The organism is Arthrobacter sp. TMN-50, assembly GCF_054511125.1.
This window is the reverse complement of the sequence record NZ_JBTNDG010000005.1, coordinates 109,565-134,694: the sequence shown is the minus strand read 5'-3', so window position 1 is coordinate 134,694 and position 25,130 is coordinate 109,565. Positions and strand designations below refer to the sequence as shown.

General features: G+C 63.4%; 27 protein-coding genes and 1 pseudogene. 22 read left to right on the top strand and 6 right to left on the bottom strand.

The window, feature by feature from the left end; all coding sequences use genetic code 11:
- Positions 1-83 precede the first annotated feature (83 nt).
- The 21 genes and pseudogenes from ffh (at position 84) to ACX80A_RS08825 (ending at position 16,292) form a co-directional block, all read left to right on the top strand.
- Positions 84-1,661 carry a signal recognition particle protein gene (ffh, locus tag ACX80A_RS08925; protein WP_459259344.1) on the top strand — a complete coding sequence of 526 codons (1,578 nt, stop codon included), beginning with the start codon at positions 84-86 and terminating at the stop codon, positions 1,659-1,661.
- Positions 1,662-1,697: 36 nt separating this feature from the next.
- Positions 1,698-2,402: an alpha/beta fold hydrolase gene (locus tag ACX80A_RS08920; RefSeq protein ID WP_459259343.1), complete on the top strand. Its 705-nt coding sequence runs from the start codon at positions 1,698-1,700 to the stop codon at positions 2,400-2,402.
- 149 nt (positions 2,403-2,551) lie between these two features.
- Positions 2,552-3,046, top strand: coding sequence for a GNAT family N-acetyltransferase (locus ACX80A_RS08915; RefSeq protein ID WP_459259342.1), 495 nt, complete (start codon positions 2,552-2,554; stop codon positions 3,044-3,046).
- A 231-nt stretch (positions 3,047-3,277) separates the two neighbouring features.
- Positions 3,278-4,168, top strand: a complete 891-nt coding sequence (locus ACX80A_RS08910) for a VOC family protein (RefSeq protein WP_459259341.1) — start codon at positions 3,278-3,280, stop codon at positions 4,166-4,168.
- 174 nt (positions 4,169-4,342) lie between these two features.
- Complete coding sequence (gene rpsP, locus ACX80A_RS08905) at positions 4,343-4,762, top strand: 30S ribosomal protein S16 (protein WP_459259387.1); 420 nt, start codon at positions 4,343-4,345, stop codon at positions 4,760-4,762.
- 1 nt (position 4,763) lies between these two features.
- Positions 4,764-5,009, top strand: a complete 246-nt coding sequence (locus ACX80A_RS08900; protein ID WP_019482920.1) for an RNA-binding protein — start codon at positions 4,764-4,766, stop codon at positions 5,007-5,009.
- 106 nt (positions 5,010-5,115) lie between these two features.
- On the top strand, positions 5,116-5,739 hold the full coding sequence (rimM, locus tag ACX80A_RS08895) for a ribosome maturation factor RimM (RefSeq protein WP_459259340.1): 624 nt from the start codon (positions 5,116-5,118) through the stop codon (positions 5,737-5,739).
- The gene (trmD, locus tag ACX80A_RS08890; protein WP_459259339.1) at positions 5,740-6,549 is read left to right on the top strand and encodes a tRNA (guanosine(37)-N1)-methyltransferase TrmD; all 810 of its coding nucleotides are present in this window, start codon (positions 5,740-5,742) and stop codon (positions 6,547-6,549) included.
- Between the two features lie 199 nt (positions 6,550-6,748).
- Positions 6,749-7,108 (top strand): 50S ribosomal protein L19, encoded by a 360-nt coding sequence (gene rplS / locus ACX80A_RS08885; RefSeq protein ID WP_019482917.1) that lies wholly within the window; start codon positions 6,749-6,751, stop codon positions 7,106-7,108.
- Positions 7,109-7,129: 21 nt separating this feature from the next.
- Positions 7,130-7,798, top strand: a complete 669-nt coding sequence (lepB, locus tag ACX80A_RS08880) for a signal peptidase I (protein WP_459259338.1) — start codon at positions 7,130-7,132, stop codon at positions 7,796-7,798.
- A 31-nt stretch (positions 7,799-7,829) separates the two neighbouring features.
- Positions 7,830-8,660, top strand: a complete 831-nt coding sequence (gene lepB, locus ACX80A_RS08875; RefSeq protein WP_459259337.1) for a signal peptidase I — start codon at positions 7,830-7,832, stop codon at positions 8,658-8,660.
- Positions 8,657-9,436 (top strand): ribonuclease HII, encoded by a 780-nt coding sequence (locus ACX80A_RS08870; protein ID WP_459259336.1) that lies wholly within the window; start codon positions 8,657-8,659, stop codon positions 9,434-9,436. Before lepB (ACX80A_RS08875) ends, ACX80A_RS08870 begins: the two co-directional genes overlap by 4 nt.
- A gap of 7 nt (positions 9,437-9,443) precedes the next feature.
- Entirely contained in the window at positions 9,444-9,770 is a 327-nt protein-coding gene (locus ACX80A_RS08865; protein ID WP_019482913.1) for a DUF2469 domain-containing protein, read from the top strand.
- 52 nt (positions 9,771-9,822) lie between these two features.
- Positions 9,823-10,173, top strand: coding sequence for an ArsR/SmtB family transcription factor (locus tag ACX80A_RS08860; protein ID WP_459259335.1), 351 nt, complete (start codon positions 9,823-9,825; stop codon positions 10,171-10,173).
- Positions 10,170-10,664 (top strand): SRPBCC family protein, encoded by a 495-nt coding sequence (locus ACX80A_RS08855; RefSeq protein WP_459259334.1) that lies wholly within the window; start codon positions 10,170-10,172, stop codon positions 10,662-10,664. The genes ACX80A_RS08860 and ACX80A_RS08855 overlap by 4 nt, the downstream gene beginning before the upstream one ends.
- Positions 10,665-10,829: 165 nt before the next feature.
- The gene (locus ACX80A_RS08850) at positions 10,830-11,186 is read left to right on the top strand and encodes a YraN family protein (protein ID WP_459259333.1); all 357 of its coding nucleotides are present in this window, start codon (positions 10,830-10,832) and stop codon (positions 11,184-11,186) included.
- On the top strand, positions 11,186-12,730 hold the full coding sequence (locus tag ACX80A_RS08845) for a YifB family Mg chelatase-like AAA ATPase (RefSeq protein ID WP_459259332.1): 1,545 nt from the start codon (positions 11,186-11,188) through the stop codon (positions 12,728-12,730). The genes ACX80A_RS08850 and ACX80A_RS08845 overlap by 1 nt, the downstream gene beginning before the upstream one ends.
- Positions 12,727-13,944: pseudogene (gene dprA, locus ACX80A_RS08840) on the top strand (DNA-processing protein DprA). Before ACX80A_RS08845 ends, dprA begins: the two are co-directional and overlap by 4 nt.
- Before the next feature lie 28 nt (positions 13,945-13,972).
- Positions 13,973-14,617 (top strand): methylated-DNA--[protein]-cysteine S-methyltransferase, encoded by a 645-nt coding sequence (locus tag ACX80A_RS08835; protein WP_459259331.1) that lies wholly within the window; start codon positions 13,973-13,975, stop codon positions 14,615-14,617.
- Positions 14,618-14,698: 81 nt separating this feature from the next.
- Entirely contained in the window at positions 14,699-15,619 is a 921-nt protein-coding gene (locus ACX80A_RS08830; protein ID WP_459259330.1) for a tyrosine recombinase XerC, read from the top strand.
- Between the two features lie 169 nt (positions 15,620-15,788).
- A complete protein-coding gene (locus ACX80A_RS08825; protein ID WP_459259329.1) occupies positions 15,789-16,292 on the top strand; it encodes a DUF3145 domain-containing protein in 504 nt (167 codons plus the stop codon).
- 115 nt (positions 16,293-16,407) lie between these two features.
- Here the strand turns inward: ACX80A_RS08825 and fabF are convergent, their stop codons facing one another.
- The 6 genes from fabF to aceE all read right to left on the bottom strand — a co-directional run bounded on the left by fabF (position 16,408) and on the right by aceE (position 24,333).
- On the bottom strand, positions 16,408-17,643 hold the full coding sequence (gene fabF, locus ACX80A_RS08820) for a beta-ketoacyl-ACP synthase II (protein ID WP_459259328.1): 1,236 nt from the start codon (positions 17,641-17,643) through the stop codon (positions 16,408-16,410).
- Between the two features lie 104 nt (positions 17,644-17,747).
- The gene (locus ACX80A_RS08815) at positions 17,748-17,993 is read right to left on the bottom strand and encodes an acyl carrier protein (protein ID WP_459259327.1); all 246 of its coding nucleotides are present in this window, start codon (positions 17,991-17,993) and stop codon (positions 17,748-17,750) included.
- A gap of 83 nt (positions 17,994-18,076) precedes the next feature.
- Complete coding sequence (locus ACX80A_RS08810) at positions 18,077-19,129, bottom strand: beta-ketoacyl-ACP synthase III (RefSeq protein ID WP_459259326.1); 1,053 nt, start codon at positions 19,127-19,129, stop codon at positions 18,077-18,079.
- The gene (locus tag ACX80A_RS08805; protein ID WP_459259325.1) at positions 19,126-20,091 is read right to left on the bottom strand and encodes an ACP S-malonyltransferase; all 966 of its coding nucleotides are present in this window, start codon (positions 20,089-20,091) and stop codon (positions 19,126-19,128) included. The genes ACX80A_RS08810 and ACX80A_RS08805 overlap by 4 nt, the downstream gene beginning before the upstream one ends.
- Before the next feature lie 96 nt (positions 20,092-20,187).
- Positions 20,188-21,423 carry a PucR family transcriptional regulator gene (locus ACX80A_RS08800; RefSeq protein ID WP_459259324.1) on the bottom strand — a complete coding sequence of 412 codons (1,236 nt, stop codon included), beginning with the start codon at positions 21,421-21,423 and terminating at the stop codon, positions 20,188-20,190.
- Between the two features lie 171 nt (positions 21,424-21,594).
- A complete protein-coding gene (aceE, locus tag ACX80A_RS08795; RefSeq protein WP_459259323.1) occupies positions 21,595-24,333 on the bottom strand; it encodes a pyruvate dehydrogenase (acetyl-transferring), homodimeric type in 2,739 nt (912 codons plus the stop codon).
- Positions 24,334-24,710: 377 nt separating this feature from the next.
- Here aceE and ACX80A_RS08790 point away from each other — a divergent pair, with 377 nt between their 5' ends.
- The gene (locus ACX80A_RS08790) at positions 24,711-25,130 is read left to right on the top strand and encodes a DUF3052 domain-containing protein (protein ID WP_459259322.1); all 420 of its coding nucleotides are present in this window, start codon (positions 24,711-24,713) and stop codon (positions 25,128-25,130) included.

Here is a 25,130-nt window from a genome sequence, read left to right as displayed (position 1 = left end):
GATGTCCCGCAAACCGCCAGCTGCCCCAGTTGGTACCCTTGATACCAGATCCACCATCCATCGAAGAAAGCAGTTCACGGCACGTGTTCAATTCACTCTCTGACCGGTTGACAGAAACTTTCAAGAACCTCCGTGGAAAGGGTCGGCTCTCCGAAGCCGACGTCGACGCCACAGTTCGCGAGATCCGGCGCGCCCTGCTCGACGCCGACGTCGCGGTCACGGTGGTCCGCGAATTCACCGCCAAGGTCAAGGAACGCGCTTTAGGTCTCGAGGTCTCGCAGGCGCTGAATCCGGGCCAGCAGGTCGTCAAGATCGTCAACGAGGAGCTCGTGGGCATCCTCGGCGGGGAAACCCGCCGCATTCGTCTCGCGAAGAATCCGCCGACGGTGATCATGCTGGCCGGGCTTCAGGGTGCGGGTAAGACCACTCTCGCCGGCAAGCTGGCCAAGTGGCTCAAGGGCCAGGGCCACAGCCCCCTCCTGGTGGCATGCGACCTGCAACGTCCCAACGCCGTCAAACAGCTGCAGGTCAATGGTGAGCGCGCGGGCGTGCCGGTTTTCGCGCCGCATCCGGGCGTCAGCTCCGAGTTCGAGACCGCCACCGGGGACCCCGTGTCGGTGGCCCGAGCCGGTGTTGCCGAAGCGCGCAGCAAGCTGTACGACGTCGTCATCGTCGATACCGCTGGCCGCCTGGGCATCGACGCCGAGCTGATGCAGCAGGCCTCCGATATCCGCGACGCCGTCAACCCCGACGAAGTGCTGTTCGTGATTGACGCGATGATCGGGCAGGACGCCGTCAACACGGCGCAAGCCTTCAACGAGGGTGTCAACTTCACCGGCGTCGTCCTCACCAAGCTCGACGGCGACGCCCGCGGTGGCGCGGCACTTTCCGTGGCGTCGGTCACCGGAAAGCCGGTCATGTTTGCGTCGACCGGTGAGGGCCTGAACGACTTCGAGTTGTTCCACCCCGACCGGATGGCCTCACGCATCCTGGACATGGGCGACATTCTGACGCTGATTGAGCAGGCGGAGAAGTCCTGGGACAAGGACGAAGCCGCGCGGATGGCGCAAAAGTTCTCCGACCAGGAGGATTTCACGCTCGACGACTTCCTGGCGCAGATGCAGCAGATCCGCAACATGGGGTCAATGAAGAAAATGCTGATGATGATGCCCGGCGCTGCAGGGATGCGGGAGCAGCTGGAGAACTTCGACGAACGCGAAATTGATCGCGTCGAGGCAATTGTGCGGTCCATGACCAAACATGAGCGGGTCGCACCGAAAATCATCAACGGTTCACGCCGCGCCCGGATCGCGCGCGGTTCGGGAGTGCACGTTTCAGAGGTCAACGGCCTGCTGGAGCGTTTCGGCCAGGCACAGAAGATGATGAAGAAGATGGCGTCCGGCGGTGGAATCCCGGGGATGCCCGGCATGGCAGGACCCGGTGGGTTCAACGGTGGTGCACGCAAGGGCAAGGCGGTGGCCAAGGGGAAGAAGAAGGCAAAGTCGGGCAACCCGGCGAAGGCGGCCCAGGAACGTGTCGACGCCGAGGCGCGGCGCAACCGGCCATCGGTGCCGTCCGGAGCAGCCTTCGGCGCGCAGAACGACTTCGATCCGTCGTCCCTCAACCTCCCGAAGGGCTTCGAGAAGTTCCTCGGCAAGTAACCGCCGATAGCACCTCAAAACCCTAAGGGCGGCGCAATGACCCAGGAGCGGATCGTGTTTGTCCACGGCAGTGGCAGCTTTGGCGCCGCCGCCTGGCCAACCCAGCATGCCCTGGCGAGTACCTACGATTGCCTCTTTCTTCGCCGGCACGGTTTTGAAGCGGGAGTTGAACCGCTGCCCACCGACTTCGTTGAGGACCAGCGGATCGTGGTCGACGCCCTCGGCGACGGTGGGCATCTCGTGGCACACTCACAGGGCGCTATTTCGGCCATGATGGCTGCCGTCGACCGGCCAGATCTGGTCCGGTCGCTGGTGCTTGTCGAACCAGCGTGTTTGTCCCTGACCACAGACCTGCCAGCGACGGCGGCTCATCGGGCGTTGGTCGGCCAGCTGTATGAGCGCAGTGACTCCCTATCGGATGAGGCGTTCTTGCAAGAGTTTGTCCGCCTCGTGTTTTCGACCGAGGCGCGTCATCCTGCGACCTCCGAGGCCCGACGTGCCGCCCACCGGCTGAGATTACAGTCGCCGCCATGGGAAGCTCCGCTGGATATCGTCCCCGGAGTTCCGACCCTGATCGTGACCGGCGGCTGGGAACCGCTCTATGAGGAGATCGCCGACTACCTTGCCATCACCGGCGCCCGCCACACGAATGCCCCTGGTGGCCATCGGCCTCAGGACGGTCCCGAAGGGGACTCCTTGATCCGCGAGTTCATCGATGCGCACGCGATGTCGGTTGACTGAAGCGAATCCTTCGAGTGACAGGCCGATCATGGTGAGCAATCCGGACATCGGGCATCAGACTGGACCGCGGTGAGCGGCATTTCGGCCCGCGAGGTCCAGATTGCCCACCTGCAGGCCGCCGGCCGCTGCCCCGCCCTACACTTGTGTGCATGATCAGCATCCGCGAGGCCGAACCGCTGGACATCGCCTTCCTGCCGGTGATCGAGGCGGCAGCTGATTCACTGTTGACCGTCATCAATGGCGCACCTTTGCCAAGGTCACTACCAGCCGGTGCATCCCGGTCGGAAATGGCTCGATCACTGAAGCTGCTGGTTGCAGGGCGTCCGTGTCTCGGCTTCGCCCGGCTCGAAGAGGTCGACGGCGGCGCCCACCTTGAGCAGCTCTCGGTCCTCCCTCATCATGCGGGGCAGGGGATTGGCCGCGGGTTGGTCGAAGCCTCGATGGGCTGGGCACGCCGCCAGGGTTACGGATCCATGACCTTGAGCACGTTCGCCCACGTATCCTTTAATGCCCGGTTCTACGCGAGTTGCGGATTCAAGTTGGTGCAGGACCTGTCACCGGCGCTGCTGGAACTCCGACGACGTGAAGCAGCCATTGGCCTCGACCACATTGGCCCGCGCGTGGTCATGCGCGCCGCGCTCTAATAAGCGGCCCCACACCGGTACCGACCCCCACCTCCTGCTGCCTCGGGCCCCGAATACGGCTTGCCGGGATGGGCCACGCCCTTTTGCTGCCAGCACCTGGGGAATGCGGTACGCCACCCCCAAAAGTGTTCGGTACATCGCCACCTAGGAAGACGATTCTCAAAGGGCGGGAATAACTTGAACGTTAAACTAGTTGATCCGGGTAACGCATCACGCAAAAAGGAGAACCCCATGACGGCCCCCCAGGATCTATTGCCCGCCGACCTGTCGATGGGCACCGTACTGCTCAAGGTCGGCGACCTACCCAGGATGGCCGATTACTACCAGCGAGCCCTCGGACTCGAAGTCATCGAGGAAACCAGTGAGGGCCTCCGCCTGGGCCGCGGAAACACGCCGCTGATTCACCTGGGGCCCGCAAAAAACCTTCAACTTCCGGCTCAGGGAGAGGCCGGCCTGTTCCACACCGCGCTCCTCTTCGACGACCGGTCGGCGTTAGCCGCCGCCGTCGCCGCCACAGCCCAGTACGACGCCGGTTTGTACGTGGGGAGCGCTGACCACCTGGTCAGCGAGGCCTTCTACTTCGCCGACCCTGAAGGCAACGGGATCGAACTCTACTTCGACAAACCCCGTGACACCTGGCAGTGGAGCACTGACGGCAGCGGAAAGACGGCAGGAAAGTCAGTCGTGATGGACAGCCTCCGCCTTCCAGCCGATGACTACCTGCGGGACCACCTGACCCAGGAAGCGGTGACAGCCCGGAAAACGGCCGCCGCCGTCGTCGGGCACGTCCACCTGCAGGTCGGGGATGTCGAAACGGCCGAAAAGTTCTACGTAGACACTCTCGGCTTCGAACGCACCGCCGGTTGGCACGGACAGGCCCTGTTTGTTTCCGCTGGTGGATACCACCACCACATGGCAATGAATGTGTGGAACAGTCGCGGTGCCGGACCCCGCAAGGACACGCTGGGTTTGGGCGAGGTCCTGATCCGGGTTCCTGCCGATGACCACGTCGGGGCGTTGGCGGACAGGCTGACGGCTGCCGGCATCGACAACCACCACACCGGCAGCGAACTCCGCTTCAATGACCCGTGGAACAACCAAATCCGGGTCGCTGTCGGTTAGCGTGGCGTGATTCGTGCTGGCGTCAGGGATCTGGCACAATAGACCTGTACTCGATCCGGGCAGCCCCTCTCTCTGCGCGCGCATCTTGTCCTTTTGAACCCTCAGAGGTGGCCCGCCCCACGGGAGCACTGAGTAGGGTTCACCCCTTTAGATCATCAAGGAGTGACCACAACAGTGGCCGTAAAGATTCGCCTGAAGCGCATGGGTAAAATCCGCGCACCTTTCTACCGTGTCGTCGTCATGGATGCACGCGCCAAGCGTGATGGCCGTGCCCTCGAGGAGATCGGTAAGTACAACCCCACCGAGGAGCCCTCGTTCATCGAGATCAAGTCGGACCGCGCACAGTACTGGCTCGGCGTTGGCGCACAGCCAACCGAGCAGGTTGCTGTGTTGCTCAAGATCACCGGTGACTGGCAGAAGTTCAAGGGACTCGAAGGCCAGGAGGGAACCTTGCGGACCAAGGCTCCCAAGGAAACCTTTGTTGCCCCTGAAAAGGGTTCGGTAATCGTTCCTGAAGCCATCACCCCCAAGGCCAAGAAGTCCGACGCCGAGGCACCAGCCGAAGCCGAGACGGAAACCGCCGAGGCCAAGTAAATTGCTGGCTGAAGCGCTGGAACATCTCGTCCGGGGAATCGTCGACAGTCCTGATGATGTCAAGGTTTCCCTGAAGAACAACCGCCGTGGGGAAACCCTCGAGGTGCGTGTTCATCAGGATGATCTGGGCCGTGTCATTGGCCGCCAGGGTCGCACAGCCCGCGCATTGCGCACCGTCGTGTCAGCCCTCGCCGATGGCGAACCGGTACGCGTGGACGTCGTCGACACGGACCGCCGCCGAGGCTAACAGCGCTTCAGCACACAGCTGCAATACAGTAGTTCAATGAGTTTGGCCCCACACCGGATAATGGTGGAGGGGCCAAATTTATGCCCACCTAATCCAGGAGTGTCAGATGGAAGTTCAGGTTGCCAGGATCGGCAAACCCCACGGTATTCGCGGCGAGGTCACCGTGCAACTGTTCACCGACGCGCCCGAAGACAGGTTCGAAGCCGGCGCCATTTTCCGCGTCGAACCGGCCACCCTCAGCCCGCTGACGGTCAGCGGCGCCCGCTGGAACAAGGACATCCTGATCCTCGGTTTCGACGGGTACGCCGATCGAAACGCCGCCGAAACCCTCCGTGGAGCCAAACTGTTCATCGATACCGATGAGGCCGATGACGACGACGACGCCTGGTACGAACACGAGCTGGTGGGCCTTGAGGTGCGGGTCGGGGACGACGTCGTCGGCAAGGTCAGCGGACTTCGCACCCTCGAGGTGCAGGACCTGTTGATCGTCGAAACCTCGGCCGGCCACGAAACGCTGGTCCCGTTCGTGAACGAAATTGTGCCCGAGGTCAATGTGGCTGGCGGCTACGTGCTGCTCACTCCACCGGAGGGCCTGTTCGAACTGAATCTGCCCGGGTCCAACCAGGCGGGACCCGACGATGGCGAGGTCAGCGAACTCGACGACGACGCCCCAGCAAGCGACGCCCCTGCGAGCGACGCTGCGGCCGGCACCGAGGGCAGCGGACGCTAAGTGCGCATCGACGTTGTCAGCATTTTCCCGGAGTATCTGGCCGCCCTTGATCTTTCGCTGATCGGCAAGGCGCGCCAGGAGGGGCTGCTCGATCTGCGGGTCCATGACCTGCGCAGTTTCACCACCGACCGTCACCGCACCGTAGACGACACGCCCTACGGTGGCGGGGCTGGCATGGTGATGAAACCTGAACCGTGGGCGCTGGCGCTGCAGTCAGTGATCGACGCGTCGCCAGCGGAGGGCCGTCCGGTGCTGATCGTTCCCTCTCCTGCGGGGGAGGTATTCACCCAGCGGATGGCCCACGACCTGGCCAAGGAACCACACCTTGCGTTCGCCTGCGGCAGGTACGAAGGGATCGACGAACGGGTGCTCGACTGGGCCGGTGACCAATTCGACGTCCGGCCGGTGAGCCTGGGCGATTACGTCCTCAATGGTGGGGAGGTCGCCGTGCTCGCGATGGTGGAGGCTGTCGGCAGGTTGCTGCCCGGAGTGGTGGGTAATCCCGACTCGCTGGTTGAAGAGTCACACTCCGATGGACTCCTGGAATACCCGGTCTACACCAAGCCCTCCGACTGGCGCGGCCGCGGTATCCCCGAAGTCCTCCTCAGCGGGAACCACGCACTGATCGCCCGGTTCCGGCGGGACGAGCAGTTCCGTCGCACGGCCCAGCGTCGCCCGGACCTGCTGGACGGGCTGTCGACCGGGACGTTGAGCAAAGCGGACCAGGCGGCACTGGCGAGGCTGGGGTACGCCGTCGTCGGCGGCGTACTGACACGCCAACCGGTGAACGCCCCGCCAAGCGGTGACTGACTGGGCTCGCTCCTATGGCATAATTGAACTTTGTGTCACTGGGTTGTTTCCTGCCACAGGGGGAGAACTACCAACAGACTGACACGCTGGCGGCCCACCTAAGGGTTTGCTGGTCTCCTAATTTTCGGCGGACATTGCCTAGGCCTTGACCGTTGTGACCAACGTAAATGACCTGTGGCGTTTACCAGGAGCAATATCCATGCATATTCTTGACGCCGTCGACGCAGCATCACTGCGTACCGACATTCCCGCATTCCGCGCCGGTGACAACCTCAAGGTGCACGTCAACATCATTGAAGGCAAGAACACCCGTGTTCAGATCTTCCAGGGCTTTGTTGTTGGCCGCCAGGGCGATGGCCTCCGCGAAACCTTCACTGTCCGCAAGGTCAGCTTCGGTGTTGGCGTGGAGCGTACCTTCCCGGTCCACTCTCCGGTCCTCGACAAGATCGAGGTCGTTTCACGCGGCGACGTCCGCCGCGCGAAGCTGTACTACATGCGCGATCTCCGCGGCAAGGCCGCCAAGATCAAGGAAAAGCGCGAACCCAAGACCGCCAAGTAACACCCCTTTTTGAACCGCACCATGCCGGGATCAGATCTTCCCCGGCACTCTGCGGGAGCACAACCAGAACGCCGGCCCTTCCGGGGCTGGCGTTTTGTGCTGTCCGCACTCCTGGTTGCCATGGTGCTGGCCTCGGTGCTCAGGGCGACCGTCGCGGACATCTACTACATCCCCTCCGAATCGATGCAGCCGCTCCTGCAGGAGGGGGACCGGGTGCTGGTCTCCCGGGTCGAGCGGGAACCGCAGCGCGGAGACGTTATCGTCTTCGACGGCCGGGGATCCTTCGACCCGATCAGTGGAAGCGGGACAGCAGAAATATTCGGCACTATCGGTCACTGGCTGGGAGTCTCGGGCAGCGACACCGTCTACGTCAAGCGGGTGCTCGGCGTCGGTGGGGACACGGTGTCGTGTTGTAGCAGCCCGGGTGGGCCGGTCGAGGTGAACGGGAACCCGCTGAAGGAGCCCTACGTTTTCCTCTCGGATGCCCCCAGCGACCAACAGTTCGAGGTGGAGGTCCCACAGGGTAAATTGTGGGTAATGGGTGACCACCGCTCCGCCTCGTTCGATTCACGGTCGCTGCTGGGTGCTCCGGGTGGAGGATTGATCTCAACCGAACGGGTCCTCGGCCGGGCCGTGCATACGATCTGGCCGCCCTCACGGTACGGCCCCATCGAACGTTTCAACGATTGACCAACCACCAACTTTAGGTAGTGACCAGCAGATGGCAACGAGCATCCCCGGCAAGCCGAACGACGACGCTGACGCCCGCCCGGATGCTACCCGCGCTTCGTCGTCGGGGAGCCACCGTCGTGGCTCGTCGAAAAAGAGGAAGGCGGACGACGACGGCGCCCGCGGCCTGGGCGGGTGGCTCAAGGAAATCCTCATCATCGTGGGTATCGCGATCCTGCTGTCCTTCCTCATCAAGACGTTCCTGTTCAGGGCGTTCTTCATCCCCTCAGGCTCGATGGAGGACACCCTCGAGATTGACGACCGCATCTTCGTCAACCAGCTCGTTCCCGCCCCGTTCGACCTGCAGCGCGGTGACGTCGTCGTCTTCCAGGACACGGAAGGCTGGCTGCCCGCACCGCCGCCCGGCACCGGGCCGGGCTCCAACTGGGTCAAAGACGGGTTGATTTTCGTCGGGCTGCTCCCGGACGACACCCAGCAGCATTTGGTGAAGCGGGTCATCGGGATGGCCGGCGACCGGGTGGTGTGCTGCGACGACGACGGGCGGATCACCGTGAACGGCGAACCACTCGAGGAGCCGTACCTCTTCCCCGGTGCGAGTCCCTCCGATACCGAGTTCGACGTAACAGTTCCTGAAGGCAAAATCTGGGTGATGGGCGATCATCGCAACGCCTCGGCCGACTCCCGCGCCAACATGGATAAGCCCAACTCGGGGTTCATCGACGTCGAGGATATTGAGGGAAAGGCGGCGGTCATCGCCTGGCCGCTGGACCGGGCGGGTTTCCTCGGCAACTACCCTGACGTTTTCGATAGCGTGCCGGAACCCGCAGTTGCCTCAGACGAGACGGCTCTTTCGTCGCGATGAAGTCTGCCGCTCCGACGCTTCGTTTTGAACGGTCCTTCCTCGATGCTGGCCATCGGTACCTGGCCGGGTGCGACGAGGTGGGCAGGGGCGCCCTCGCCGGACCGGTCTCGGTAGGCCTGGTGGTGATTGACCTTTCGGCGGTGAAGGGGCTTAGGGGAGTCCGCGACAGCAAGCTGCTGTCGCCCGCAAATCGGGTTCGACTGGTGCCGCGAATCAAGAAATGGGCCCTCGCTCATGGGGTGGGGCACGCTAGCGCCGTCGAGATCGACGCCCTCGGGCTGATGCGTGCGCTGCAGTTGGCAGGTAACCGCGCGTGGGAGCAGGTTGTAAGCACCGCTCGACCCGATGCGGTGATCCTGGATGGGAACCACGATTGGCTCTCACCGCGAGTGCAAGCCGCGCTGTTCGAGGCTGAGATTTTTGGCACGAAGGCTGCTGGCGCTGGGACTGTCAACGCGGAGACGCTTGCCCTCGGGGCGTCCGACACCGAAGTGTTCACCGGCTGCGACGTCCCCGTCCACACCCGCATCAAGGCAGACCTCCAGTGTCTGAGCGTGGCGGCAGCGAGCGTGCTGGCCAAGGTGGAGCGCGACGCCATGATGGTCGCCTACGCCGCCGACCACCCCCAGTACGGTTGGGAGATCAACAAGGGGTACGCCACCGTTGGTCACCGCGCGGCGATCGACGGGCTTGGCCCCACCGGCCTGCACCGCACCACGTGGCGGTTAGGGACCAGGGATAGCATCGGCATGCCCCGGATGGAAATTGGGGGATGATGGGGACATGAGTGCTGAGGACCTTGAGAACTACGAAACCGATATGGAGCTGCAGCTCTACCGCGAGTACCGCGACGTCGTCGGCCTGTTCAGCTACGTGGTGGAGACCGAACGCCGATTTTACCTGGCCAACCACGTCGACCTGCAGGCGCGATCGGCCGACGGCGAGATTTACTTCGATCTGACACTCCAGGACGCGTGGGTGTGGGATGTCTACCGCACGGCACGGTTCGTGAAGAACGTCAGGGTGATCACCTTCAAGGACGTCAATGTCGAGGAACTGACCAAGTCAGACGACATTGCGCTGCCGAAAGACGGCCCACTCGGGAACTGAACCCCCATCTACCTCTTGACGTCTGGTCAGGTGTTCGCTAACGTACAACCTTATGGTTGTAGATCAGTTATCCGGCATCGAGGTGGACCGGCTGTTTCAGGCATTGGCCGATGCTACCCGCCGGGACATCGTCGCCCGAGCGCTGGTCGTCGACTACTCGGTATCCGGATTGGCCGCCCACTACACCATGAGTTTCGCCGCAGTGCAAAAGCATGTGGCCGTCCTGGAACGCGCCTCCCTCGTGACAAAAGAGAAGCGCGGAAGGGAGCAGATTGTGCGGGTTCATCTCGAGGGATTGAGACGGGCACGGCGGCTGCTTGAGGAGTACGAGGCGATCTGGCGACAGCGCGTCGACCGAATTTCCGCCATCCTGGCTGAGGAAGAAGGGAAACCACCATCATGACAGTTATCACTACACACAAAGACCTTGAGGCATTGACCCTCACGGTCATTGCCGAGTTTGATACGAGCACCGAGCGGCTCTGGCAGGTGTGGGCGGACCCGCGGCAACTCGAGCGCTGGTGGGGGCCACCAACCTGGCCCGCAACCTTCGATAGCCACGACTTCGTACCGGGCGGAAAAGCCAGCTACTTCATGACTGGTCCCAACGGAGAGAAAAGCCGCGGCTGGTGGAAGTTCACCGCCATCAACGAGCCGACTCACCTCGAGTTCGATGACGGCTTCGCCGATGACAGCGGGATCCCGGTGGACGAGCTGGGGACAACCCATGGGGCAGTCACCTTGGAGGCCATCGACGGCGGAACCCGGATGACGACCGTGTCGAGTTTCGAGAGTCTGGACCAGCTGGAGAAGATGATCGACATGGGAATGGAAGAAGGCATCAGGGAAGCGATGGGTCAGATCGACTCGGTGCTGGAGCGTTCCTCGGTCTAACCCGCCCGGAGTTTCAATTGGTCGTCGCCTGTGTCGATCGTTGACCTCAGTAATTCAGCGGCACTAGTCCTGCACAGGACTAGTGCCGCTGGACTTTCCCACATAGCAGATAAATCGGGACACCTCCGGCGCCAGCCGTATCAGGCTGGAACCGGAGGTGTTGTGATGTTGGCGAAAGACAGGCTGGGCCGAAGAGGAGAGGCGCTGGCCGCTGCCTATCTCGAGCGGGTGGGGTTACAGCTGGTGGACCACAATTGGCGGTGCCCGCTGGGCGAGATTGATTTGGTGGCCATTGACGGCTCCACCCTGGTGATCATTGAGGTGAAAACCCGCTCCTCGCTGAATTTCGGCCATCCGCTGGAGGGCATCAGCGCGGTCAAGCTGCAGCGGCTCTATTTGCTGGCAGCTCAGTGGGCGCTGGCTCATGACCTGCGCTTCCCCGAGGTTCGGGTGGATGCTGTCGCAGTGGTCGACGACGGCACCGGCAGTCCCCAGATCGAGTATCTGCGGGCGGTGACCTGATGCCGCTGGGACGCACCTACGCCGTGTCGTTGGTTGGACTGAACGGCTACATCGTCGAGGTTGAAGCCGACATTGGTCAGACCCTCCCCGCGTTCGTGATCCTGGGGCTCCCCGACGCGTCGCTGAATGAGGCCCGCGAACGGATCAGGGCAGCCGCTCGTAACGCTGGCCTTCCCCTGAGCCGCCGCAAAATCACCGTCAACCTGATTCCTGCCTCACTCCACAAAAAGGGCTCGGGCTTTGACCTGGCCATCGTGATGGCAGCTCTCGCCGCTACCGGCGATGTTCGTGGCTGTGCCGACACGGTGTTCATTGCCGAGGTGGGCCTCGACGGTCGGCTTCGGCCAATTAGCGGCGTGCTCCCCGCTGTCATGGCTGGTGTCAAGGCCGGCCACACGCGCTTTGTCGTGGCCACCGGTAACCACGGCGAGGCAGCGCTGGTACCGCAGGCGGAGGTGAAGGGTTTCGCCAGCCTGGCCGAGGTATTCCTCGCCTTCGGCGCCGATCCAACAAAAGTGACCCTCCCAGAGCCCGCGTTGGACCCGGTGCCGGTACCGGCTTCTGCCTCGCCTCATCCCCGAATTTCGTTGAAGGACATGGCTGACATTGCTGGCCAATCCACTGCCCGCTTCGCCATCGAAATCGCTGCGGCCGGTGCCCACCACATGATGATGGTGGGCCCACCCGGCGCCGGCAAGACAATGCTGGTTGAGCGCATGCCGAGCATCCTCCCCGACCTCAGCGATGACGAGGCAATGGAGGTGACGGCCATCCACTCGCTCGGGCGGATCCTCTCCTGTCGGGGGCTGCAACGGCGACCGCCCTTTGAAAGCCCCCACCACACGTCGTCTACCGCCTCAATCATCGGCGGCGGAAGCGGCATACCGCGCCCCGGTGCAGCATCGCGCGCGCACCGCGGCGTGCTCTTCCTCGATGAGGCGCCCGAATACCAGCGCGGTGTGCTTGAGGCGCTGCGTGAACCGCTGGAGAGTGGTGAGCTAGTGCTGCACCGCTCCGCCGGCACCGCCTCCTACCCTGCCCGGTTTCAACTCGTCATGGCGTTGAACCCGTGTCCCTGTGGACTGGCCAGCGGCAAAGGGATTGACTGCGTGTGCACCGCAGAACAGCGACGTCGATATTTTAACCGCCTGTCCCAACCGCTTCTGGACCGGGTGGATCTGCAGCTTGCCGTATCGCGGGTCTCGCTTGCCGACTACGCCGACGGCGCCACAGCCGAAACTTCGCAGGTCATCGCGGCGAGGGTCGCCGCCGCGAGAGCAGCCCAACGGGAACGCCTGGCCAAATGGGAGGCCACAACCAACGCTGAAATGTCTGCCGCGGTGTTGAACGACGAGCTTAGGCTCCCCAGATCTGTGACTGCACCGGTGGACCGTGCCATGGAAAAGCAGACACTGACGATGCGTGGCCACGATCGGGTGTTGAGGGTGGCCTGGACCCTGGCAGATCTGGGTGGACGCACATCACCCATCACCCACGACGTTGACGTCGCACTGACCCTTCGCCTTCAGGAGACTCCATCGTGACACCGTCACCGGATCCGACCATTACCGCGCGGGCCGCCCTCTCCCGCCTCTTCGAGCCATCAGACACGGTAGGTCTTGCGCTGGTGGTCGCCGCCGGACCGGTCGATGCTTTGAGGATTGCCACCGGTCAGATAACAGTCGGGCCACGGGTGATTCGGGAGTTAACGGGACTACTCGAATCGCAGGGGATCAGTAACCGTGCGCACGCGCTCCACGAGGGGCTGGAACGATGGAGACCGCGGGTCGCCGACCTTGCACCCGACCGAGACCTTGCGACGCTGGAACGCCTGAACGGGATCCTGATTACCCCCGAAAGCGACCTGTGGCCCGCAGCACTCGACGACCTGCAACTTACTGAACCATAGTGCCTCTGGGTGCGCGGCAACTTCTCGCGAGGCATTCCCGAACTCGACCGCATGGTGGCAGTTGTGGGATCACGCGATAGCACCGCCTACGGCGCAGCTGTGACTGGCGACCTCGCCGCAGGCCTGGTTACGCGCGGCCACACGGTGGTTTCTGGCGGGGCCTATGGGATTGATGCTCAGGCCCACCGCTCGGCGCTTGCCGCGGCGGGAGAGGATCATCCGATGCCGACCATCGGCGTTACCGCATGCGGTGTTGACCGCTATTATCCCGCCGGTAACGAGCAGCTCCTTCGCGAGACAGCGCGTCGGGGCCTGCTGGTTGCGGAAGTTCCGCCCGGCTCCTCGCCGACGCGGTGGCGGTTCCTGCAACGTAACCGCCTCATCGCCGCACTGTGTGCGGTGACCGTAGTGGTGGAGGCCCGGTGGCGGTCGGGGGCACTGAACACCGCCCACCACGCGGCCGGCCTGGGACGAGCGGTCGGGGCAGTGCCGGGGTCGGTGCACTCGGCAAACTCGGCCGGATGCCATCGCCTGCTGCGCGACGGAAGCGCCGTCTGTGTCACCGATGCCGCGGAGATTGCTGAACTCGCCGGACCCATCGGCACCATCACCGTCCCCGAGCCCGACGAACAGCAGGCAGATCATGACGGACTCAGCGTCGAAGACCTGCTCCTTCTCGATGCCCTCCCCGTGCGGGCGTCCACCACGGTCGACAGGCTCGCCTCGGTGGCCGGCCTGAGTGTCCGCGATGTCCTGGCCGGGCTGAGCCGGTTGGATCTCAGTGCCCTCGCGGAACGAACCGACGACGGCGGCTGGCGTCGCGGAAACACCCGTCGCAATCACACCTGAGTCGCAACGATAAGAGAGGAACCATCCCATGAAGACTCATAGGTTCATCGCCAGTCCGATCGGCCGGCTACTGCTGGTCGTGGAACGAGGGGTACTGACGGCTGTCTATCACGAGGTTCACGATCCGCCGCCCGTACCATCGGCCGTCGGCGTCCCGTTCGCCACACTCGCGGTCGCTCAGAGCGCTGCCGGCACGCCGGTAGGTCCAGCGGTCACGCCGCCAGGACTGGGAGCCGGGGCGCTGGGAGGTAATAACCCGGGGGCCGGGGACCGGGTAGCCAGTGGCGTCACCGCCGCGGGTCTGAAAGCCGACGCAGCGACCTTCGAGCGTGCAGTGGACCAGTTCAGTGCCTACTTTGCAGGCACCAGGCGGGCCTTTAGCCTACCCGTCCATGCCAGCGGAACCGACTTTCAGCAGCAGGTCTGGGGCGCCGTGTTGGGCATCCCCTATGGGGAAACGCGAAGCTATAAGGATCTCGCCGCCCAACTGGGAAATCCGTCGATGGGGAGGGCCGTTGGCGCCGCTATCCGGGTGAACCCGTTGTCGATCATCATTCCGGGGCATCGGGTGGTCAGGTCCAGTGGCGGAATCACCGGCTACTCGGCGGGCCCGGACATCAAGAGGTTCCTGCTCGACCTTGAGGCGGGTGACGCTGCGCGGCCCGCGGCCTGACGACCATGCCATGCCGCAGTGCTCGACCGCCGTGCGGAGCGCCTCCTTGAGGATACGCACCGCAGGGCCCACAGTAAGAGGATGGAGCAGCTGCCAGAACCGTTCGAACCCATCGTGGGGCGGTACCAGAGCTATCTGAGCGCTGAACGCAACCGTTCGGTCCACACCATCCGCGCCTACCTCGCCGACATTGGTGGGCTGCTCCGCTTCGCCCACGGCGCGGGTGTGACGCGCCTGGATGAGTTGACGCTGGCCGATCTCCGATCCTGGCTTGGGTCGATGGACGCGCAGGGCCAGGCGCGGTCCACGATCGCGCGGCGTGCTGCCACTGTCCGGAGTTTTCTGGCCTGGGCGGTGCGCGAGGACCTCATCGCGGTTAACCCGGCGCTGCGTCTCCGTGCACCCAAACGGGAAAAGACACTGCCCGGAGTGCTCTCCGGGAAACAGCTTGAGGGGGTATTTGGTGCGTTGCACAAGGCAGCGGTCGAGGGTGACCCGGTTGCGCTGAGAGACGCCGCACTCGTCGAGGTGCTGTATGGCACGGGCATCAGGGTGGGGGAGTTGGTGGGCCTCGACGTCGACCACCTAGACATGGACCGTCGAACCCTCCGCGTGCTCGGCAAAGGCAACAAGGAGCGCACAGTTCCCTATGGGGTGCCAGCGGCCCACGCGCTGGATGACTGGCTTCGACGCGGCCGCCCGAAGCTAGCCGCGGCCGCAAGCGGGCACGCGCTGTTCCTCGGCCAACGCGGCGGACGGATGGATCAGCGACAGGTCCGGTCAACGGTCGAAAAGCTGTTCAGCGCTATCGCGGACACCTCGGCAACCGGCCCGCATGCGCTCCGTCACAGCACGGCCACCCACCTATTGGACGGTGGCGCCGATCTGAGGGCCGTGCAGGAGATCCTCGGACATTCCAGCCTTGCCACCACCCAGCTCTACACCCATGTCTCGGTCGACCGGCTCCGCAAGAGCTATGAGCAGGCCCACCCGCGAGCCTAGCGAGGGGTCCCCGACGGGCTGTAACTAGCACCCACCTCGTTGCAGTGGCGCAATCAGGCGATGTAAGGCAGAATGAACCCTAGTCTGCCGTGTCGGCAGACACATCCAGAAAATTTCGTTCCTGTTGCAGGTCGTTGGGGAAGACGTACCTACAGCTATGGAGGATGGAATGTCTGGTATCACGGCGCGCGGAGTGTTGTATATTCACTCAGCCCCTTCTGCGCTATGCCCACATATCGAGTGGGCGATCGGTTCGGTGATTGATCAGCGAACCGATCTAGAGTGGTCCCCTCAGCCTGCCTCACCGGGTATGTTCCGGGCCGAACTTTCATGGGTCGGGACTCAGGGATCCGGGGCTCAGTTGGCGTCAGCGCTACGGGGCTGGGCTCATCTGCGTTACGAGGTCACCGAAGAGCAAAGCGCCGGCGCCGACGGCGGCCGATGGTCGCACACCCCCGATTTGGGTATCTTCCATGCCACTACAGACGTGCATGGCAACATCATGGTTACCGAAGACCGGATCCGCTATGCCTACGAGACAGGTGCCGGTGACCCGGCTGCTGTCTACCATGAGCTTTCTCTGGCCCTTGGCGAGTCATGGGACGAAGAGCTCGAGCCCTTCCGCCACGCCGCTGAAGGCGCGCCAGTCAGGTGGCTCCACCAGGTGGGTTAATAACCCTTGGTGTGCCAGCCCTCAAGTGGGCCAACCCCCGAACGTTCTCTACAGCAGAAGGCGCCTACCCTGCGGGGTAGGCGCCTTCTGTGTCAGTGGCGAATCCGGCGATTGGCTAGACGCTCCGCACCACAATCACTGCGTTGTGTCCGCCGAAGCCGAACGAATTGCTCAACGCGACCAGGTCGCCCTCCGGCAGGGTGCGTTCCGTGGTGACAATGTCCAGCGGAATCTCGGGGTCCTGATTTTCCAGGTTGATGGTCATTGGCATCCTGCGGTCGTGCACAGCGAGGACCGTCATGACAGCCTCCACCGCACCGGAGGCGCCCAGCAGGTGGCCGGTCTGCGACTTGGTTGCGGACACCGCCACATTGTCAATGTGCGAGCCGAGAGCGGTCTTCAACGCCACGTACTCTGGCTTGTCGCCCACCGGGGTGGACGTGGCATGGGCGTTAACGTGGGCGATGTCGGAGGGCTGTACCCGGGCGTCAAACATTGCTGCCTTCAGGGCACGGGTTGCGCCGAGCCCGCCGGGATCGGGCGCCGTGATGTGGTAGGCGTCAGCGGTGACGGACGTGCCAGCCAATTCGGCGTAGATCCGGGCGCCGCGGGCCAACGCGTGCTCTTCCGCCTCGATCAAGAGTGCTCCCGCGCCCTCGCCCATGACAAAGCCGTCGCGCTCGGTGTCGTAGGGCCTGGACGCGTGCTCGGGATCGTCGTTGCGCCGGGACAGGGCATGCATTGAGGCGAACGCAGCAATAGGCATGGGGTGGATGGCTGCTTCGGCGCCGCCGCACATCACCACGTCAGCTTTGCCGGAACGAATTAGCTCAAGCCCCTGGTGCAGCGCTTCGGTACCCGAAGCGCACGCCGACACGGGGGTGTGCGCTCCCGCCCGGGCGCCAAGGTCAAGGCTCACAGCGGCGGCGGGGCCGTTGGGCATCAACATGGGAACTGTCATGGGCAGTACCCGTCGTGGGCCCTTGGCGCGGAGTGTGTCCCACGCATCCAGCAGCGTCCAGACACCGCCAATGCCGGTGGCGAATGCGACTGCGAAACGGTCATGGTCAACTTCTTCAAGCCCTGAATCCCGCCACGCTTCACGGGCTGCAATGACCGCGAACTGGGTGGAAGGGTCCATGCGCTTGGCTTCGACGCGTGAGAGGACCTCGCTGGCGGGGGTGGTGACCTGCGCGGCGAAGGTCACGGGCAGTTCGTACTCCTTGACCCAGTCGGCTTCGATGGTTCGAGCACCGGAAACACCTTTGAGGGCGTTCTTCCACATGGTGGGAACGTCTCCGCCAATTGGCGTCGTCGCGCCCAGTCCGGTGATGACTACTTTGCGTGCCATGGTTCACTCTCTAAAACGTGGGGTGTGGCTGTGGAACGTAATGGTGTGCGCCTTCGGGACCGCCGGCACCAGTCGGTGCTGGCGGTCCCGAAGGTGGAGCATACTTAGGCCTGCGCGCCGGCGATGAAGTTGACGGCGTCGCCGACGGTCTTCAGGTTCTTGACCTCTTCGTCGGGGATCCGGACGCCGAACTTTTCCTCGGCGTTGACCACGATGGTCATCATCGAGATGGAGTCGATGTCCAGGTCATCGGTGAAGGACTTGTCCATCTCAACCGACTCTGGGGCCAGGCCAGTTTCCTCGTTGACGATTTCGGCCAGGCCGGCCAGGATTTCTTCGTTGCTAGCCATGGATGGCTCCTTTTCTTGTCTTGCCGGATTACAGATCCGACATGGATAATCAAACCGCGGTTGACGGTTTGGCTTGGGGAAAACTAGGGAAGTACTACCACCTGCGCGCCGAATACCAAACCGGCACCAAAACCGATCTGTAAGGCAAGGCCCCCACTGAGGGTGGGGTGTTCCTGCAGCAGACGGTGCATGGCTAGGGGAATGGAAGCGGCTGAGGTGTTTCCAGCGTCAACAATATCGCGAGCCACCTCAACGTGCTCGGGAAGCTTCAGCTGTTTGACCATTTCGTCGATGATGCGGATGTTGGCCTGGTGGGGGACAAATGCTACAAGATCATCGGCGGTAACTCCCGCCGCGTCAAGGGCCTGTTGAGCGACCTTCGCCATTTCCCAGACCGCCCACCGGAAGACCGTCTGACCATCCTGGCGCATGGTGGGCCAGGACACCTTCGGCGCGTCCTCGAGTGCCCCGCCCACAGTGCCAACCGAGGCCAGCTCAGCGTCCCGGAAATCCAGTAGCGAGTGGGACATCCTGATGGCCTGGTGCTTGCTGCCATCGGACCCCCAGACTGATGGGCCAATGCCAGCGCTTTCCGCCGGCCCAATTACCACAGCCCCAGCGCCGTCCCCGAGGATGAACGAAATGGTCCGGTCGGCGTTGTCGATAAAATCAGAAAGCTTCTCGACACCGACCACCAAGACGTATTCTGCGGTTCCAGCGTGGACCATCGCGTCGGCCTGGGCGATGCCGTAGCAGTAGCCGGCACAGGCAGCCGAAATGTCGTAGGCAGGGGCTGGCGTGGCTCCCAGTCGGTCGGTGAGCTGTGCAGCCGCCGACGGCGTGGCGTAGGGGTGCGTGACAGTCGAGACCAGGACCGCGCCCACTTGAGACGCCGCAATCCCAGCGTTCTCCAGTGCGGACCGTGCCGCGGTTTCCGCCATGTCAATCACACTGGTGTCCCGATCGGCGCGATGCCGGGTGACAATACCAGTGCGCTGGCGGATCCATTCATCGGACGAGTCGATCCACTGACAGACATCCTCATTGGTGACAATGACACTGGGACGGAAAATTCCGATCCCGTGAATGCGGGTGTGCTCGCGCAGCGGAGCTTGCTTCAAAGCCGGGACGTTCACTGGTGCCCTTCTGCAATGGGGAAAATGACCGGATCGGGAGTGCGTGAGTGCTCGTCGATAAACGAAGCAGCGGCATCGAGATCCTCTGGTGATTTTACGGCCATTGCCGGTGTACCGCGCATTCCGCGCTTCATCAAGCCTGTCAAAGTTCCTGCCGGCGACAGTTCGACGACGCCGGTTACGCCCATCTGCTCCAGCCGTGCCATGCAGAGATCCCATCGGACTGGCCGTGAGACCTGGGCAATCAGACTGTCAAGATTGCCGTCCCCCGTCACCACCGGCGCGCCATCGAAGTTCGAGAGCAGGGTCGCGACGGGATCCATCGGCGTCAGGGCGGGCCGCAACGTCTGGAGCGCGGCGGCAGCGGGGCTCATATGGTGGGTGTGGAACGCGCCGGCGACCTTCAGGGGAATCACCCTGGCCTTGGCTGGTGGGTCGGCGGTGAGTGCTGCCAGCTGTTCAAGGGTACCGGCGGCGACCACCTGACCACCACCGTTGCTGTTCGCCGGCGTCAGCCCGTGCCGTGCAAGGACCGCGGCGACGTCATCGGGGTCGCCGCCCAGGACCGCACTCATCCCGGTGGCGACGACCGCCCCGGCCTCGGCCATGGCGGTGGCCCGCACCCGGACAAAGGACACGGCGTCCTGTTCGGACAGGGCTCCGGCAATGGCCGACGCCGTCAGTTCGCCCACCGAATGTCCGGCCACCACGGTGGCGGCGGTCATCGGACGGTCGGCGAGGAGCACACGGGCGGTTACCAGCCCGGCAGCCACGATGAGGGGCTGCGCGACGGCGGTGTCCTTGATCGTCTCCTCATCGGACGTGGTGCCGTGCTGGATCAGATCCAGGCCAGCCTGGATGCTGAGGGACTCAAGATGTTCACGGACGCCCGGGAGTTCCAACCAGGGGCTCAGGAAACCGGGTGTTTGGGACCCCTGACCGGGGCAGACAATTGCAAGCACTTATCAAGCTTTCCAAACTGGGAGAGGATTATTGGGTAGCCCGGTGCACGAAGCTCCGGAGGCCGCTTTGTAGGAAGTCTACAACGAGACGGGGGGTTACGGACGAGTAACAGGGCGCTCCGACGGCGTTGAGGGCGGCTGGCTCAGCCGCCCCACCACCAGCGCTGTCTGGAGTACAAACGCCTCACGGGGGAGCAGCGGATCCCAGCCGGTGATGTCGCAGACCCGCCGGAGTCGGTACCGAACGGTGTTGGCGTGCACGAAGAGCGCGCGGGACGTGGCTTCAAGTGAGTGCCCCAAATTAAGGTAGGCCGACAGCGTTTCCTCGAGGCCGTTCGACGCGCCGACCAGCGGACGGTAAATGTTTCGGATGAGCGCTTTTCGCGCCGTGTCGTCGCCGGACATGACCCGTTCGGGCCACAGGTCGTCAGCGGCGACCGGGCGCGGCGCTGCCGGCCAGGCCCGCGCCGCGGTGAGCCCGGCGAACGCTGCCTGCGCGGAACCGCTGGTAGCCACCAACGATTCGGATTCGGGCCCGTAGACCACCGGTCCCGGACCAAAGAGGTCACTAAGTCGGCTATAAATGTTTTCCTTATTCTCCACCCCGCCGAGCACCAGGATGAGGCGGTCCCCCTGGATGCCTACCAGGGTGTCTTCGGCAATCCTGTCGGTGGTACGACGCAATTCGCTGAGGAACATTGCGTTGGGTTCCGGCGGCGAACTGCCTACCATCACCGTGATCCTGGCCTGGGACTTCCAGCCCACCGCGGCAATCCGGGAGCGCAGGGCATCGGAACTTTCTCCGCGGAGGATGGCATCGACCACCAGCGCTTCAAGGCGGGTGTCCCATGATCCTCTGGTTTCAGCGGCCCGAGCGTAGACGTCGGCCGCGGCGAAGGCCACCTCCCGCGAATAGCGCAGGACTGCTTCGCGAAGCGCGCCCTGGTCAGCGTCGGCAGCGAGGTCAGGCACCCGGTCCTCCACCACCTGAACCACTACGCGGATCAGCTGCAGGGCCTTTTGCAGGCTGATGGACCGGGTCAGTTCGGTGGGGGCCGTGCCGAAGACATCGCTGAGCACCCAGGCGGGTGACACCGGGCGCTGATACCAGTTCACGAAGGAGGCGATCCCCTTCTGTGCCACGAGGCCCAGCGCAGACCGTTCATCGGGCCGGAGGCCCCGATACCAGGGCAGCGACGCGTCGAGTTGCTGGAGGGTAGCCGTGGACAGGGCACCGATTTTCAACTTCAGCCGCACCAGAGTGTCAGGATCGGCCTCCGGGATCTGGGTCCTGCGGGAGCTGGGTGGGAAAGGGCGTTCGGACACGGGCATTTCTTGAGCATACGGCCGAAGCGGGCCAAGGCCCATTTTGTGTGGAGGCTACAAACACGCCGCCACCTTGATGAGTGCCCAACCAAAACTGCCCTGGCGCTCGGGACCACCGGTTACCACCGACAGACCGAGCCCCAGGGCAGTTTCAGGGAAGACTGACCCCGCAGCGAGCTAGCTGTCGCCGCCGGTGTTCCCGGTGGTGCCGGCGTTGACGTCGAGCAGCTTGTACTTGTCGATCGCTTCAGCCGGTGCACCAGCATCAACCTCGCCACGGCGTGCCAGCATCTCAAGTGCCCGCACAACCACCGAATGGCTGTCGATCTTGAAGAACCGTCGCGCTGCAGCCCTCGTGTCGGAGAAACCGAAGCCGTCAGCTCCCAGGGTGGCGAACTCGTTGGGCAGGAACTGGCGCACCTGGTCCGGTACGGCCTTCATATAGTCAGTCACAGCCACGATGGGGCCGGTGGCGCCTTCGAGCTGCTGGGTAATGAATGGTACCCGTGCCTCGTCGGACGGGTGGAGGAACGCGTCTTCCTCGGCTGCCAGCCCGTCCCGCCGCAGTTCGGTCCACGAGGTTACCGACCAGACATCAGCGGACACGCCCCAGTCCTCGGCGAGGATCCGCTGGGCGTCAAGCGCCCACGGAACCGACACGCCGGAAGCGAGCAGCTGCGCCCGTGGACCGTCGATCTTGGCTGGGGATAGCAGGTAGATGCCCTTGAGGACGCCCTCGACGTCGAGCTCGTCCGGCTCTTTCGGTTGCAGGATGGGCTCGTTGTAGACGGTGATGTAATACATGAGATTTCGGCTGTCCGAACCCTCACCGTACATCCGGTTCAACCCGTCCCGCATGATGTGGCCAATCTCGTAGCCATATGCCGGGTCATAGGTCACCACTGCAGGGTTGGTGGAGGCCAGGAGCGGTGAGTGGCCGTCAGCATGCTGCAGGCCCTCACCGGTCAACGTGGTGCGGCCCGCCGTTGCTCCGATGATGAACCCCCGGGTCATCTGGTCGGCTGCCGCCCAGTAGGAGTCGCCGGTGCGCTGGAACCCGAACATCGAGTAGAACACGTAGACGGGGATCAACGGTTCGCCGTGCGTCGCATAGGCGGTCCCCGCGGCGGTGAACGCCGCAACGGAGCCGGCCTCATTGATGCCAGCGTGCAGGATCTGACCCTCAACCGACTCCTTGTAAGCCAGAACGAGGTCCCGGTCCACTGAGAGGTAATTCTGACCGTTCGGGTTGTAGATCTTTGCGGTCGGGAAGAACGAGTCCATCCCGAACGTGCGGGCCTCATCCGGAACAATCGGGACAATCCGTTTCCCGAATTCCTTGTCCCGCATCAGATCCTTCAACAGCCTGACAAACGCCATGGTGGTGGCGGCCTGCTGCTTTCCGGAGCCCCGCTTGGCCACTTCGTAGGCGTTATCGCCCGGAAGGGTAATCTCGGTGTGCTCCTTCCGGCGCTCCGGGACAAAACCGCCCAATGCCTTGCGGCGGTCAAGCAGGTACTTGATCTCCGGGGCATCGGCTCCCGGGTGGTAGTACGGCGCGTTGTAGAGATCGTCGTCGATCTGCTCATCAGTGACGGGGATGCGGAGGTGATCCCTGAACGCCTTCAGATCTTCCGAGGTGAGTTTCTTCATCTGATGGGTCGCGTTGCGCCCCTCGAAGTGCGGCCCCAGGCCGTACCCCTTGACGGTCTTCGCCAGGATGACCGTCGGCTTGCCCTTGAACTCGGTTGCTGCTTTGTAAGCGGCGAAGACCTTCCGGTAATCGTGTCCGCCGCGCTTGAGCTTCCAGACCTGGTCGTCGCTGTACTCAGCGACCATTTCCTTGGTCTGGGGCGTCTTGCCGAAGAAATGCTCGCGAACGAATCCGCCGGATTCGGCCTTGTAGGTCTGGTAATCGCCGTCGGGGGTGGAGTTCATGATCCCCACCAGGGACCCGTCCTCATCCTTCTCCAACAGCTCATCCCACTCGCGGCCCCAGACCACCTTGATAACGTTCCAGCCTGCGCCCCTGAAAAAGGCTTCCAGTTCCTGCATGATCTTGCCGTTGCCGCGGACCGGTCCGTCGAGGCGCTGCAGGTTGCAGTTGATGACGAAGTTCAGGTTGTCGAGGCGTTCGTTGGCTGCGAGCTGCAGCAGGCCACGTGACTCGGGCTCGTCCATCTCGCCGTCGCCGAGGAATGCCCACACCTGCTGGTCGGAGGTGTCCTTGATCCCTCGGTTGTGGAGGTACCGGTTGGACTGGGCCTGATAGATGGCGTTCATGGGGCCGATACCCATCGACACGGTAGGGAATTCCCAAAACTCCGGCATCAGACGCGGGTGGGGATAGGAGGAGAGGGCATGGCCCTCCTTCGACTTTTCCTGACGGAAGCCATTGAGGTCTTCCTCCGTCAGGCGCCCCTCGAGATAGGCCCTGGCATACATGCCGGGGGAGGCGTGCCCCTGGAAGAACACCTGGTCGCCACCGCCGGGGTGGTCCTTGCCGCGGAAGAAGTGGTTGAAGCCCACCTCGTACAGGGTGGCGGCACCCGCGTAGGTGGAGATGTGTCCGCCGACCCCAATCTCGGGGCGCTGGGCACGGTGCACCATGACGGCGGCGTTCCAGCGCATCCACGCTCGGAACTTCCGCTCGATTTCCTCGTCACCGGGGAAATCGGGTTCCTGATCCACCGGGATGGTGTTCACGTAGTCAGTGGTTGTCACCATCGGCACGCCGACGCTGCGTGCACCAGCGCGCTGCAGCAGTGAGCGCATGATGAACTGGGCCCGTTCGGTGCCCTGAACCCGGATCAGGTCATCAAGCGATTCAATCCACTCTGCCGTTTCCTCTGGATCACCGTCCGTGCCGCCGGTCAAATTGCTTAGAATTTCCGGTCCACCCTGCTCTACAGCCACGCCAAACCTCTCCCGCGCCGCAGATGATGTCTGCGATGCTTAAAACTCCCGCGACGGAGCAGTGCCCCGAAGCCTGTCTGGAGCCACAATCCGAGACCGCCGGATCGTGACGGATCACCTAGTTACTCTAGCCGCGACGCGTCGGGGATGCGTAGCCGAGACTGCGGAGCAGTTCGCATTCTGCTCTCGGCACAGACCAGAACCCGCGAAATGACGGTGAACGGGTCGGAATCCGCGGGTCCACTGCAGCTATAAGCTGTAGCTAAGCCCCCGTAAGATTCAACCGAAACTCGCGCTGGCTTGATGCATGGCGTTAAAGGGTGTTGGCTGGTAATAATGCATAACAAGGTAACTAGCAGTCTCTTGGGAGGACAACAGTGAGCGAGGCCGAAGCCGCCACAGCGGATACCGTGGCGGGCAAGTTGGGTTTCAAGAACGGGGACCTGCTGCAGGAACTCGGATATGACGAGGATGTGGACTTTGATTTCCGGGCCACTCTCGAAGATGAAACCGGGTCGGAATTGCTCACCGAAGACGACCAGGACGTGGTTGACGGGGTGCTCCTCTGGTGGCGAAGTGAGGACGGAGACCTGGTCGACGCCCTGGTCGACGCCCTGATCTGCCTCGACGAAGGCGGCACTGTGTGGGTTCTTACCCCCAAGTCAGGACGCGACGGTTACGTGGCGCCGGCGATCATCCAGGAAGCCGCTCCTACCGCAGGACTGCACGCGACGTCGTCTGCCGGGGTGTCCAAGGACTGGGCTGCTACCCGATTGGTCAGCCGGCGGAAAAGCTAG